This is a genomic window from Parasphingopyxis marina, from assembly GCF_014237875.1.
Taxonomy (GTDB): Bacteria; Pseudomonadota; Alphaproteobacteria; order Sphingomonadales; family Sphingomonadaceae; genus Parasphingopyxis; species Parasphingopyxis marina.
In genome coordinates this window covers 1,474,777-1,487,662 of the sequence record NZ_JACJVJ010000001.1, presented here as the reverse complement: position 1 = coordinate 1,487,662, position 12,886 = coordinate 1,474,777, and the positions used below count along the sequence as shown (strand labels likewise).

Annotated in this window: 14 protein-coding genes; 8 read left to right on the top strand and 6 right to left on the bottom strand. The window is 64.7% G+C overall.

Annotated elements, in window-relative coordinates:
• Positions 1 to 27: 27 nt before the first annotated feature.
• Together H6P80_RS07445 and H6P80_RS07440 are read left to right on the top strand one after the other, a co-directional pair.
• Positions 28 to 1,026: an SDR family NAD(P)-dependent oxidoreductase gene (locus tag H6P80_RS07445; protein ID WP_185800661.1), complete on the top strand. Its 999-nt coding sequence runs from the start codon at positions 28 to 30 to the stop codon at positions 1,024 to 1,026.
• Entirely contained in the window at positions 1,002 to 1,526 is a 525-nt protein-coding gene (locus H6P80_RS07440; protein ID WP_221892896.1) for a hypothetical protein, read from the top strand. The genes H6P80_RS07445 and H6P80_RS07440 overlap by 25 nt, the downstream gene beginning before the upstream one ends.
• Before the next feature lie 15 nt (positions 1,527 to 1,541).
• On the opposite strand, the gene H6P80_RS07435 is transcribed toward H6P80_RS07440, so the two are convergent.
• Positions 1,542 to 3,956, bottom strand: coding sequence for a zinc-dependent metalloprotease (locus H6P80_RS07435; RefSeq protein WP_185800659.1), 2,415 nt, complete (start codon positions 3,954 to 3,956; stop codon positions 1,542 to 1,544).
• A 61-nt stretch (positions 3,957 to 4,017) separates the two neighbouring features.
• The gene (locus H6P80_RS07430; protein ID WP_185800658.1) at positions 4,018 to 4,503 is read right to left on the bottom strand and encodes a DUF4396 domain-containing protein; all 486 of its coding nucleotides are present in this window, start codon (positions 4,501 to 4,503) and stop codon (positions 4,018 to 4,020) included.
• Positions 4,504 to 4,612: 109 nt separating this feature from the next.
• On the opposite strand from H6P80_RS07430, the gene H6P80_RS07425 reads away from it, so the two are divergent.
• The 6 genes from H6P80_RS07425 to H6P80_RS07400 all read left to right on the top strand — a co-directional run bounded on the left by H6P80_RS07425 (position 4,613) and on the right by H6P80_RS07400 (position 9,539).
• Entirely contained in the window at positions 4,613 to 4,888 is a 276-nt protein-coding gene (locus H6P80_RS07425; RefSeq protein ID WP_185800657.1) for a metal-sensitive transcriptional regulator, read from the top strand.
• A 31-nt stretch (positions 4,889 to 4,919) separates the two neighbouring features.
• A complete protein-coding gene (ychF, locus tag H6P80_RS07420) occupies positions 4,920 to 6,020 on the top strand; it encodes a redox-regulated ATPase YchF (RefSeq protein WP_185800656.1) in 1,101 nt (366 codons plus the stop codon).
• Positions 6,021 to 6,022: 2 nt separating this feature from the next.
• Positions 6,023 to 6,358 carry a hypothetical protein gene (locus H6P80_RS07415; RefSeq protein ID WP_185800655.1) on the top strand — a complete coding sequence of 112 codons (336 nt, stop codon included), beginning with the start codon at positions 6,023 to 6,025 and terminating at the stop codon, positions 6,356 to 6,358.
• Positions 6,359 to 6,412: 54 nt separating this feature from the next.
• A complete protein-coding gene (locus tag H6P80_RS07410; RefSeq protein ID WP_235973744.1) occupies positions 6,413 to 7,759 on the top strand; it encodes a hypothetical protein in 1,347 nt (448 codons plus the stop codon).
• A gap of 79 nt (positions 7,760 to 7,838) precedes the next feature.
• A complete protein-coding gene (locus H6P80_RS07405; protein ID WP_185800654.1) occupies positions 7,839 to 9,044 on the top strand; it encodes an alkaline phosphatase family protein in 1,206 nt (401 codons plus the stop codon).
• A 45-nt stretch (positions 9,045 to 9,089) separates the two neighbouring features.
• A complete protein-coding gene (locus H6P80_RS07400; protein WP_185800653.1) occupies positions 9,090 to 9,539 on the top strand; it encodes a MaoC family dehydratase in 450 nt (149 codons plus the stop codon).
• Positions 9,540 to 9,555: 16 nt separating this feature from the next.
• On the opposite strand, the gene H6P80_RS07395 is transcribed toward H6P80_RS07400, so the two are convergent.
• From H6P80_RS07395 to petA, 4 genes are read right to left on the bottom strand one after another with little or no spacing between them, the layout of a single operon-like run.
• Entirely contained in the window at positions 9,556 to 10,095 is a 540-nt protein-coding gene (locus H6P80_RS07395; RefSeq protein WP_235973743.1) for an adenine phosphoribosyltransferase, read from the bottom strand.
• Between the two features lie 8 nt (positions 10,096 to 10,103).
• Positions 10,104 to 10,937, bottom strand: a complete 834-nt coding sequence (locus H6P80_RS07390; protein WP_185800652.1) for a cytochrome c1 — start codon at positions 10,935 to 10,937, stop codon at positions 10,104 to 10,106.
• A gap of 13 nt (positions 10,938 to 10,950) precedes the next feature.
• Positions 10,951 to 12,231: a cytochrome b gene (locus H6P80_RS07385; protein WP_185800651.1), complete on the bottom strand. Its 1,281-nt coding sequence runs from the start codon at positions 12,229 to 12,231 to the stop codon at positions 10,951 to 10,953.
• 11 nt (positions 12,232 to 12,242) lie between these two features.
• A complete protein-coding gene (gene petA, locus H6P80_RS07380; protein ID WP_185800650.1) occupies positions 12,243 to 12,815 on the bottom strand; it encodes a ubiquinol-cytochrome c reductase iron-sulfur subunit in 573 nt (190 codons plus the stop codon).
• Between the last annotated feature and the right edge of the window lie 71 nt (positions 12,816 to 12,886).

Below are 12,886 nucleotides of genomic sequence, written 5' to 3'. Positions count from 1 at the left end.
AACGAGGGCAGCAACAGGAGATCCGCCATGTCCGACTTCAGCCGCCGCCAGCTTCTCGCCGGAACCGCCGCTATCGCCGCGCTCGCCGCCATGCCCGCACGCGGGCAAGATGCGATGGCCGCCGCCGACACCCGGCCCGATCTTGCCGGCAAATCCGTCTTTATCACCGGCTGTTCCTCGGGCTTCGGGCGGGCGGGCGCGCTGCACTATGCGAGGCTTGGCGCCAAGGTGATCGCGTCGATGCGGGGCCTGCCCCGGCCCGAGGCGGAAAGCCTTGCCGCCGAAGCCGCTGCCGAGAATCTCGATCTCCATATTGTCGAAATCGACGTGCTCGACGACGAACAGGTCGCGGCGGGCGTTGCGGAGGCCGAGCGGATCGCAGGCGGCGGGATAGACGTGCTGGTCAACAATGCCGGGATCGGCATCACCGGCCCGATCGAGGTACAGGACATGGAAGCGACGCAGCTTATGTTCGACACCAATGTCTTTGGCTATCTGCGCATGGCGCGCGCGGTGCTGCCGGGGATGCGCGCCGCCGGGTCCGGCCAGATCTTCGTCATTTCCTCCCAGCTCGGCCGCCTCGTCGTGCCCTCGGCCGGCCAATATTCGCCGACCAAATTCGCGGTCGAGGCGATGTTCGAGCAGCTCGCCTATGAACTCGTGCCGCACAATATCGAGGTTACGATCATCCAGCCCGGCGGCTATCCGACCGAAATCTGGGTGAATCGCAACCGCTATACCCGCGAACTGCGGGACCGGATTCCCGAGTCCCACGCCAATGGCTATCCGGCCCTTATCGCGCGGATGGGCACCGAGGACGGATCGGGCCGCGATACCGATGTGCTGGACGTGCCGCGCGCGATCGCCGAGATCATCGCAATGATGCCCGGCTCTCGCCCGCTGCGCCGCCCCGTCCATCCCCAGCGTATTCCGCAAGCGGCGATCAACACCGTCTCCCACGAAACCCAGCTCGCCTGGCTGGGCCCGAGCGGCTACGGGCCGTGGATCCGGTCGGTGCTGACGTGACGATACGGAATCGATCGATCTTGCTAGGATCCGCCGCAGCCGCTGGTGCGTTTTTGGCGCTCGCCGGGGGGCACGCCCAAGAAGGCGACAACCCCTTCGACAGCGGGCCGCCAACTGCCCAGAGCAACCCCGAATATACCCGCATCGATAGCGAACGGGGCGCCGTTCTTTGCAGCTGGATGATCGTGACGGAGATGCGAGCCCTGCATCGACGGTGTCACGCTGACGAACCGCCTGAACTCACCTCTTCGCTGGACCGGTCGCTCGATCGTTTCCACACTTTCATTGTCGCCAACAGCGACGATACCCGTGATGCCCTAGAAGCAAGAGTCGCCTCTAGGCTGGCCGAGGTCGATGCGGAGGAAGGCGTGTGTGCGCCTGATGGCGAAGCGGAGCGGTTCTATCAGCTGTTCATCTCGCAAGGTGCGACCGGAATAGATGAAATGACCGAATTCGCGCTCGCCGTACCGCGTCCGCCAGTACTCAATCCCTGCCTGTAACGGCGAGGCTTTAGCTTAGCCGATCGGCATGCCGGGCGGAACGCGCGGCAGGCGGGCTTCGTCGGCGATCGCCGCGTCGAGCGCCTCGCGGTCCTGCAGCAGCCGGGCGAGCCCCCTGCCCCATTGCGCCTGCACGTCCGAACCGCGGCCCGTTAGATTTTCCGCCAATTGCTCCAGCCCGTCCGATAGCGCGAGCGCGACCGTTGGCGAGAGCCCGGCATCGCGCTGGACGCGGGCGAGCGCCAGCGCGGTCGTCGTCGCGATCCGGCGGCGGACGCCGGCATCGCGCGCGCGCCCGTCGAAGCCGAACACCCGGTCGATCAGCGCGTCGATCGCTTCGTGCGCGCTCGGCGAGTCCGGGTTGGCCTCGTGCTGGATTTCGAGCCGGTTCAGGCGTTCGGGCGCGAGCAGATCCGTAAGCGTCACCACCGCGCCGAGCTCGGTCGCGGTCAGCGGATCGAAGACCGGGCCGCCCGCCGTCGGGAAAATCTCGATGCTCGTCTGCCGGTCAGTATTCCCCGAATAGGCCGAGGAAAGATAAGGCAGCACGTTCGCCGGCACGCGCAGCGCATCGGGCGAGAGCGTATCGAGCAGGGCCGAGAGCGCGGCGCGCTGGGCCTCCGGCGGCACCGGCTCGGCGCGTTCCTGCCCGTCGCCGTTGCGCGAATAGGCAAAATCGACGCCGCCGAGCACCTTGGCCGCCGCCTCGACCTGATAGCGGTGAAGCAGCCAGATCGGCACGAAGGCGCGGCGCAGCTGGGAGACCGGCTGGCCATTCCCGATCGCCGCAGGGCCGAAGCGGGAGACGGCGACGCGGCGGACCTCCATCATCCGCGCAAGTTCCGCGACCGGATCGGAATAGTCGTCCCACAGGCTGCCGGCCGGATGGGCCGAGCCGGCGGATCGCGCTTCGCCATCGCCCACGAAACGCAGCCCGGCGGCGAGCCCCGCGGCCATCATCCGGTCGGCCTCGGCTTCGCTCCGCGCGCCGTAGAGCCAGCGGATCGCGAACCGGTCCCAATTGCCCAGCCCCACGCCATAGGCGTCGCTGAGATCGATATTGCCCTCCTCGTCGAGCCGGATGCGCGGCGCGGGATAGTCCATCACCGAAAAACGGCCTTGCGCGGACCCGGCGAAATTATGCGCCAGGCCGATGGCATGGCCGACCTCATGCGCGCCCAATTGCCGGATGCGGGCGAGCGCGGCGGTGATCGGGTCGTCGGGATCGCCGGTGCCGGTCAACCCCGCGCCGACCAGCGCCTCGAAGATCATCAGGTCCTGCCGCACGCGCAGCGAGCCGAGCAGCACGCCGCCACGGATGATCTCCCCGGTCCGCGGATCGTCTATCGCCTGGCCATAGGACCAGCCCCGCGTCGCGCGGTTGACCCAGTTGACGACATTGTAGCGGATATCGAGCGGATCGGCGCCTTCGGGCAGGATCTCGACCCGGAAGGCATCGACGAAACCCGCGGCATCGAACGCCTCGCTCCACCAGGACACGCCCTCATGGAGCGCCGTGCGGATCGGCTCGGGCGCTCCCGGATCGATATGGAAGACGATCGGATTGACGACGGGCGAGCGCTCGGTCGAGGGATCGGTACGTTCCAGCCTGAAGCGGTTGGCCAGCTCGTAGACGACCGGCTGGCCGAGCGGCGCGGAATAGTCGACGACCGTCGAACCGAAGGATCCGGCGCGCGGATCGAAACGGCGTGGCTGGTAGCCCGCTTCGGGCAGCGCGACCAGCGAATGGCGGACGAGGAAGCTGGCATTGCCGGATACGGGCAAGATGTTGCCGGTCTCGGCCTCCGGCTCGTCGGCGACGAAGGTCAGCCGCCCCCGCAGTTCGATGTTGCGCGGAAAGACGCGCACGAAATTGGTGTCGGCGACCGAGAGTTCGGGCTTGAGCTTATAATCGCCATCGCCGCTGTCGATGGCGTCGGCGATGCCCATATCGTCGCGCGTCAGGAAGGAGGCGATATCGACGAGAAAGCCGCCGCCCGCCGTTTCGGCCGCGACCTCGCCCATCCAGATCGTCGAATAGGCGAAGGATTCGCGCACCGCCGCCTGCTCCGCCGGAGTCCCCGTGGTCGCGCGGAAGCGGTGATTTTCGATCTCGGCCAGCACATGGTTGCCGACCCTGCGGAAGACGAGGATGCGCGCGCCGTTGCTGGCGTTGCGATCGAGCCCGATCGGCGCCGAACCGAGCCCGGTTTCCAGCGCGCTCAGATAGATATAACGGCCGGCGACGCCGCCGGCATCGGGGCGCGGCAGGGATAGATATATCTGCCCCTCGCGCCGGTCGACATGGACGGGAAGCAACCCGGTCTGCGCCTCGGTACCGGCCAGCACCTGCGCGGCCGGCTCGATCGCCAGCGCGGGAGATGCGGCAAGGCCCGCCGCCAGAACCAAGCCCAGAATAGCTGCCCGCATCGGAAATTCCCCCGTTCGAAGGACGCGACACTAGGTCGCGGGGGAATGCGTGTCGAGAAGGCTAGTGGCAGGCTTTCAGGTTGCGCTTGAGCAGCCAGTAATTGACCGGCCAGGCGGCGAGGAAGCCCGCCGGGATCGCGACCATAAGCGCGAGGAAATAGGGCCAGGACAGGATCGAGCCCGCGGTCATCCCGCCCATATGATAGTCGGCCAGGTTCATCGCGATTTCCATCACGCCGATCGACACCGCCTCACCAATCCAGATCAGCTTGAACGCTTCGCCAAAGCTCATGCCGCGATCGCGCATGACCGGTACGAGGCCAAGGGTGAAGCCGGACAGATAGGCAAGCCCGGTCGCCAGCGCGATCGTCGGCCAGATACCAAAACCGAAATGAACGCCGATGCTGAGACCGACGACTTCGCCGATCACACAGCCCGTCAGGCAGTGCAGGGTCGCCTGCGCCGACGTGACCAGCGAGGCGTGGGCACCATGGCCGCCGCTTTCATGCGCGCAATGGTCGGTTTCGGTGTGGGTGCAATCATCCATGGCGTGTCCGCTTCCTATCGTATTGACCGGCTTCGATGCGCGCCATATATACCCCCATAGGGTATAATTCAAGATACCCTGCTAGGGTATAAACGGACGGAATTTTCGCATGAACGACGCCGACAAGCATAGCCTGCTGAAACGCCTCAACCGGCTGGAGGGCCAAGTGCGCGGCGTCGCCCGGATGGTGGAGGAAGACCGCTATTGCATCGACGTGCTCACCCAGATACGCGCTGTGCGCGCCGCCTTGTCGCGGGTCGAAACGGGTTTGCTCAAGCATCATCTCGACCATTGCATCGAAGCGGCGATCACCGGCGGCGACAGCGCCGATCAACGGCAGAAGGCGAATGAGCTGATCGAACTGCTCGATCGCTCCAACCGCTAGGCGCCGCAGGCCAGAACAGGACTTACAAGCGATGGGTTTCAAATGCGGTATCGTCGGCCTGCCCAATGTCGGCAAATCGACGCTGTTCAACGCGCTCACCGAGACGCAGGCAGCGCAGGCGGCCAACTACCCCTTCTGCACGATCGAGCCCAATGTCGGGAAGGTCGCCGTGCCCGATCCGCGCATCGTGAAGATCGCGGAGATCGCCGGTTCGGCGCAGACCATCGAAACCCAACTGGAGTTCGTGGACATCGCCGGCCTGGTGCGCGGCGCCTCCAAGGGCGAAGGGCTGGGCAACCAGTTCCTCGCGAACATCCGCGAGGTCGACGCCATCGTCCATGTGCTGCGCTGTTTCGAGGATGACGACATCCAGCATGTCGACAACCGCATCGATCCCATCGCCGACGCGGAGACGGTGGAAACCGAGCTGCTGCTTTCCGACATGGAATCGCTGGAGCGGCGCGTCGAGAACGCCAAGCGCCGCGCGACCAGCGGCGACAAGGACGCCAAGGCAACCGCAAGCGTGCTCGGTCAGGCGCTGGAGCTGCTGAAAGAGGGCAAGCCCGCCCGGCTTACCGAACCCAAGGACGAGGTCGAGGCCAAGCTGTTTCGCGAGGCGCAGCTGCTGACCGCGAAGCCGGTCCTCTATGTCTGCAATGTCGACGAAGGCTCGGCCGCGGAGGGCAATGCCTTCAGCGCGCGCGTCTTCGAAAAGGCCAAGGCCGAAAATGCCGAGGCCGTCGTCATCTCCGCCGCGATCGAGGCCGAGATCGTGTCTATGGACCCGGCCGATCGCCCGGAGTTTCTCGCCGATCTCGGACTGGAGGAAACCGGGCTCGCCCGCGTCATCCGCGCCGGCTATGCGCTGCTCGATCTCATCACCTTCTTCACCGCTGGGCCCAAGGAAACCCGCGCCTGGACAGTTTCGCGCCATGCCCATGCGCCGCAGGCCGCCGGCGTCATCCATACCGATTTCGAACGCGGCTTCATCCGCGCCGAAACCATCGGCTATGACGACTATATCGCCTGTAACGGGGAAAGCGGCGCCCGCGACGCCGGCAAGCTGCGTCAGGAAGGCAAGGACTATGAAGTCGCCGACGGCGATGTGATGTTGTTCAAGTTCAACGTGTAGCGATGCTGAAGCCTCTTCTCTTCCTCGCAATGGTGATCGGCCTTGTCGCGCCGTCGATCGCGATGGCCGATTGCAGTCCGGCCCCGGAGACGGCGACACACGCGATGGCAATGGATCAAGGCGATGGCGAACCTCGTCACGAAATGCCCTGCCATGATGCGCCGGACCAGCCTCACCCCATGGTGGCAAGCTGCATCGGCTGTAGCGTACCGCCGGTTTCCATCGACTATGCCCCGCCCGCGGCTTCTCTCATGGCGGCACCCCTTCCCTCGCTGCCTGCAGCGCGCGGTGGCCTCGGCCCGATCCCCGATACGCCGCCGCCCCGAATTCCCGCCTGATTTCGTCATCGGAAGCCAAGGCTTCCGCAACGCAATTCAGCCAGGAACAGACAGATGAAAATGACATTCAAAACCGGCATCGCGCTGGCCGCCCTGATCGGTAGCCCGGCGATGGCGCAACACGAAGGCCATGGCGGCCACCAGATGCCGGCGGAAGAGGCAACGCAGCAACACAACCACGGCACGCATCAAATGGAGTCCGGCAATCTTTGCTTGCCCGTCGCGACCGTCCCGGCCTGGGCAAACGGCTCGGGCACATCGCGGCTACCCGGTTCCGAAGGAACGCTCGGCGGCTGCGGCCAACCGGCGAGTGCTCACGCTCCGGGCGGGCTTCATGCGATGTCCGGCGACTGGATGCTTATGGCGCACGGCTATGTCTGGCCGGTGTACACGGATCAATCGGGCCCGCGCGGCGACGATAAAATCTACGCGCAATCGATGGTCATGCTTTCCGCTTCGGGGCCGATCGGCGAGGGCGTGAACCTCGAACTTCGGACGATGCTCAGCGCCGAACCGCTGATGGACAATGCCGGCTATCCCAACCTCTTCGCCACCGGCGAAACCGATGAAGGCGAGCCGCTGGTGGATCGCCAACACCCCCACGACCTGTTCATGGAACTGGCGGCACGCGTCAATGTCGATATCGGCGGGTCAAACCAGCTGTTCCTCTATGGCGGCCCCGTCGCCGAACCTGCGCTAGGCCCCAGCGCCTTCATGCATCGCGGATCGGCAACCTATAATCCCGAAGCGCCGATCACCCATCACTGGTTCGATTCGACGCACATCACCTATGGCGTGGTGACCGCCGGATATTCGTCGAGCCGCTTCCAGCTCGAAGCCTCGGCCTTTCGCGGGCGCGAACCCGACGAGGAACGCTGGGGCATCGAGACGCCGCGGCTGGATTCGTGGAGCATCCGGGGAACGTGGAACGCTTCGCGCAACTGGGCCACGCAGCTCAGCTATGGCCGGATCAACGAACCCGAAGCCCTGCATCCGGGCGAAGACGAAGGCCGGTTCACGGCCAGCGTCCATTATTCGGGTTGGAACGGTCTCTCCGCGATGGCCGCCTTCTCCGCGAAGAACCGTATCCCCGGCCCGACGCTCGAAGCCTTTCTGATCGAAGCCAATTGGAACATCGACAATCACCACACGGTCTTCGGCCGGTTCGAAAATGTCGAGAATGACGAGCTGTTCGACCATGACAGCCCCCTCCACGAGATTCCCTACCGGATCAGCAAGTTCCAGGCCGGCTATGCCTATCGCCTGCCGCTCGCGGACAATCTCAACGTCGCGCTGGGCGGCACCGTTTCGGCCTTCGCCTTCCCGAACGCGCTGGAGGCCGCCTATGGCGACAATCCGATGGGCTTCACCCTGTTCGCGCGGTTCGCGCTGGGGCGTTAGGCGGAAGACTTGGATGGCGGCGGGGGCGCGTTCCGGAAGTGACGTCGATCTGTCACAGGCGATTGCTATGCGGCAGCCCATGATCCGCTTGCTCCTCGCCCTTCTGGGGTTCGCCCTCGCCGCCCCACTTTCCGCCCAGCCCGCGCCCGGCGCGCCGACGACCATCCTGATCTCGATAGACGGCTTCCGGCCCGACTATCTGGATCGCGGCATCACGCCCCGGCTTTCGGCGCTGCGCGACGGCGGCGTGTTCGCGCCGATGCGGCCTTCCTTCCCGACCAAGACCTTTCCCAATCATTACACGATCGTCACCGGCCTCCGGCCCGATGGTCACGGGATTACCGGCAATGCGATGATCGATCCCGCCCGGCCCGGCGAGATGTTCAGCCTCGGCAATCCTGCCCAGTCGCTCGATCCCTTCTGGTGGGACGAGGCCGAGCCGGTCTGGGTGACGGCGGAGAATGCCGGCATCCGGACGGCGACGATGTTCTGGCCGGGCTCCGAAGCCGCGATCCGCGGCGTGCGACCGCAGGACTGGATGCGCTACGACCAGCATGTTTCCAACGTCCAGCGCGTGAATGCCGTGCTCGACTGGCTGCGCCGCCCAGAAACCCTGCGGCCCCGTTTCGTCACCCTCTATTTCGACACCGTCGATACCGCCGGCCATATGAACGGCACGGCCGGGCCGGAGATCGACGCGGCGATCACCGAAATCGATGCGCGGATCGGCGAGCTGGTCGATGGGCTCGCGGCGATAGGCCGGGCCGCCAATATCCTGATCGTTTCGGATCACGGCATGCGGCAGGTCGACGCGGCGCGGGTGATCCAGCTCGACGAACTGATCGACCCGGCCTTCTACACGCTCGTCGAGAGCGGCCCCTATGCCGCCATCGAACCCGTAACCGGGACCGACAATCTCGTCCCCGAGGCGCTGCTCCGTCCGCACGACCATATGGCCTGCGCGCGCCGCGAAGATCTGCCACCCGCGCTTGAATTCGGCAGCAATCCGCGGGTCGCGGCCATCATCTGTATCGCGGAAGCGGGCTGGATCATTATCTCGGGGGAGCCGCGCTGGCCGGTCGCGGGCGGCGCGCATGGCTGGGACAATCGCGATCCGCAGATGCGCGCGCTGTTCTTGGCGAGCGGCCCCGCCTTTGCCGGGGCGACGCCGCCGGAAACGATCGACAATATCGACATTTATACGGTGCTCACCAGGCTGATCGGCATCGAACCGCTGGCCAATGACGGGAACCCGACCGTGGCCGACGCTTTGCTCGGAAATTAGCCCCTTTACGCTTGCGTAAAGCAGCCGGGCGACTACACTTATGCGATGCGCTATTTTGAAGATATCGAGCTCGGAGAGAAAGCCAGTTTCGGCCACTATGAAGTGACCCGCGACGAGGTGATCGCCTTCGCATCCCTCTACGATCCCCAGCCCTTTCACCTCGACGACGAGGCGGCGGCGAAGACGTTTTTCGGCAGGCTTTCCGCCTCTGGCTGGCACAGCTGCGCGATGACCATGCGGATGATCGTCGACAATATGGGCGACAAGAAACAGGCGAGCCTCGGCTCGCCCGGCGTCGATGAATTGCGCTGGCTGAAGCCCGTTTATCCGGGTGACACGTTGCGCTGCGAGACCGAAATCGTCGAAAAGACGCCCTCGCGCAGCCGGCCCGAAATGGGTTCGTTCAAGAGCAAGATCACCGTCTTCAACCAGGACGACGAACCGGTGATGACCCTGAAGACGATCGGCTTGATCCGCACGCGGCCCGCGGAATAGGCCACCCAACGGGCGTTCAATCGCCTTCGAATTCGAAGAGCGAATCGGACGAAACCCCGGCTTCCCGGAGCTTTGCCGAGCCGCCGAGATCGGGCAGGTCGATGACGAACAGCGACTGGCCGACTTCCGCCCCCGCGCCGCGCAGCAGCTTGACCGCAGCAAGCACGGTGCCGCCCGTGGCGATCAGATCGTCGACGACCAACACGCGCGCGCCTTGCGGGATCGCGTCGTCGTGCATCTCCAGGCTGTCGGAACCATATTCGAGCGCATAGTCCACCGAGACCGTGCCGCCCGGCAGCTTGCCGCGCTTGCGGACGAGGACGATCCCCGCGCCGATTTCCCGGGCAATGGCCGCGCCGAATACGAAGCCACGCGCCTCGATCGCCGCCACCGCGTCGATCGGACCGTCCACCATCGCCGTCATGCGCTCGATCGTCAGCGCGAACCCCTCCGCGTCGAGCAGCAGGGTCGTGATATCGCGAAACTGGATCCCCTGGGTCGGGAAATCCGGAATCGTCCGGATCAGTGCCTTGAGGTCGGAATTATCGCCGCTCAATGCCCCGCTCAATGCTTCGTGTCGCGCCAGACATTCTTATAGGCAAGGAAGGCCAGCGCGGTCGCGAAGACGAGGAAGATCAGCACCGCCCAGCCGAGCGATTTGCGCGCTTCCATCCGCGGTTCCGCCGTCCAGATCAGGAAGGCCGTCACGTCGCGCGACATCTGCTCGACCGTGGCCTCGGTACCGTCCGCATAGCTCACCTGTCCGTCCGCCGTCAGCGGCGCCGGCATGGCGAGGTTGAGGTTGGCGAAATAGGGATTGTAGTGAAGCCCAGTGCCAGGACGATTCGCTTCGGGAAGGTCTTCGGGCGGATCCTGATAGCCGGTAAGCAGCGAATGGATATAGGCGGCACCGCCCTCGCGCGCCTTGGTGATCAGCGAAAGATCGGGCGGAAGCGCGTTGTTGTTGGCGGCGCGGGCGGCGACTTCATTGGCATAGACGCTCGGGAAGTGATCGGCCGCGACCGCGTTGCGCGTCGTCACCTCGCCCGTTTCCTCGTTCACCGCCGGCACCTGGATCTGCCACTGATCGGCGATCGCATCGACTTCGGCCTCGCTGAAGCCGATTTCCTCCAGATTGCGGAACGCGACATAGCGCAGCGAGTGGCAGGCGGCGCAGACTTCCTTGTAGACTTGGAAGCCGCGTTGCAGCTGCTGGCGGTCGAAACGACCGAACGCGCCGTCGCTGGCGAAGCTGATGGGCTCGGCATGGCGATGGAATTCATGTTCCACCGATTCGACCGGCGGCTCGCTGATATAGGCGACCGCGCCGACAATCAGCGAATAGAACAGGACCCCGCAGAAACCGAGACCGACGAGAAATCCGAGAATGCGAACCATTGTGTCGAGCCCCTTATTCGGCCGGCGCGGGCTGGGCCGCGTCGTCATCCTTGCCGAGCACCGCCTCGGTGATCGAATTCGGCAGCGGCATCGGCCGCTCTGTGCGCGAAATCAGCGGCAGCAGGATGAGGAAGTGAGCGAAATAGTAGATCGAGGCCAGCTGGCTGATCATGACATAGGGCTCTTCGGCGGGCGCGCCACCGCACCAGCCGAGAACCAGCACGTCGAGCACCAGCACCCAGAACCAGATCTTGAACTGCGGCCGGAACCTGCCGGAGCGAACCGGAGACTTGTCCAGCCAGGGCAGGAAGAAGAGCAGCAGGATCGAACCAAACATCGCCAGCACGCCCCACAGCTTCGCCGGCAGGATGAAATCCACCGTGAAGGCGCGCAGGATCGCGTAGAACGGCCAGAAATACCATTCGGGAACGATATGCGCCGGGGTCGAGAGCGGGTTCGCCTCGATATAATTGTCGGCATGGCCAAGAAAATTCGGGAAGAAGAACACCATGATCGCAAGCAGGATCAGGAACACGCCGACGCCGAAGCCGTCCTTCGCCGTATAGTAAGGATGGAACGGCACCGTATCCTGCGGCCCCTTCACCTCGATGCCCGTCGGGTTGGACGAACCCGGGATGTGCAGCGCCCAGATGTGCAGGATCACGACGCCCGCGATCACGAAGGGCAGCAGATAGTGGAGCGAGAAGAAACGGTTGAGCGAGGCATTGTCCGGCGCGAAGCCGCCCAGCAGCCACTGCTTGATCGGTGCGCCGATCACGGGAATCGCCTCGAACAGGCCGGTGATAACCTGCGCACCCCAGAAGCTCATCTGCCCCCAGGGAAGCACATAGCCCATGAAGCCGGTGGCCATCATCAGCAGGAAGATGACGAGGCCCAGCAGCCAGATCATCTCGCGCGGCGCCTTGTAGGAACCGTAATAGAGGCCGCGGAAAATATGCAGATAGACGACGATGAAGAAGAAGCTGGCGCCGTTGGCGTGCAGATAGCGCATCAGCCAGCCCGAATTCACGTCGCGCATGATATGCTCGACCGAGGCGAAGGCGATGTCCGCGTTCGCCGCATAGTGCATCGCGAGCACGATGCCGGTCACGATCTGGATAACGAGCGCGAGCCCCGCAAGGACGCCGAAATTCCAGAAATAGTTGAGATTGCGCGGTACCGGATAGCCCGAACCGACCGCATTGTAGACGAGACGCGGCAGAGGCAGCCTCTCGTCGACCCATTTCATCAGGGGATTGGTCGGGTTGTACTGCTCAGCCCAGGGAAAGCTCATGATATCCTGCCTCAGCCGATCGTGACGGTTGTGTCGGAAGTGAATTCATATTCGGGCACCGCGAGATTGCGCGGCGCCGGTCCTTTGCGGATGCGCGCGGCGGTATCATAGTGCGAACCGTGGCAGGGGCAGAAATAGCCCCCGTAATCGCCCTTGTTCTCGCCCTCGCCCGCGCCCAGCGGCACGCAGCCGAGATGGGTGCAGACCGCCAGGGTGATGAGCCAGTTTTCATGCCCCTCGATCGTACGCTCGGTCAGCGTTTCCGGATCGCGCAAATCGGACAGCGGCACCGCATCGGCTTCAGCGATTTCGGCCGCAGTGAGGTTGCGGATGAACAGCGGCTGCTTGCGCCACATCGTCTTGATCGCCTGACCCGCCTCGATCGCCGACAGATCGACATCGATCGACGACAGCGCGAGGACGTCCGCCGACGGGTTCATCTGGTTGATCAGCGGCAACAGGGCGATCGCCCCGCCGACGCCGGCAACACTTACCGCCGCAACATTCAGGAAATCCCTGCGCCGTACACCGTCTCCGGCCTGCGCTTCGCCTGCCGGCTGTTCGCTATGCTCTGCTGTCGCCATTCCCTCGGGCCTTTGTGGTTCTACACGACACCGAGGCAATCAGAACGGGTCGCGACCCATGCCCCGGCGGC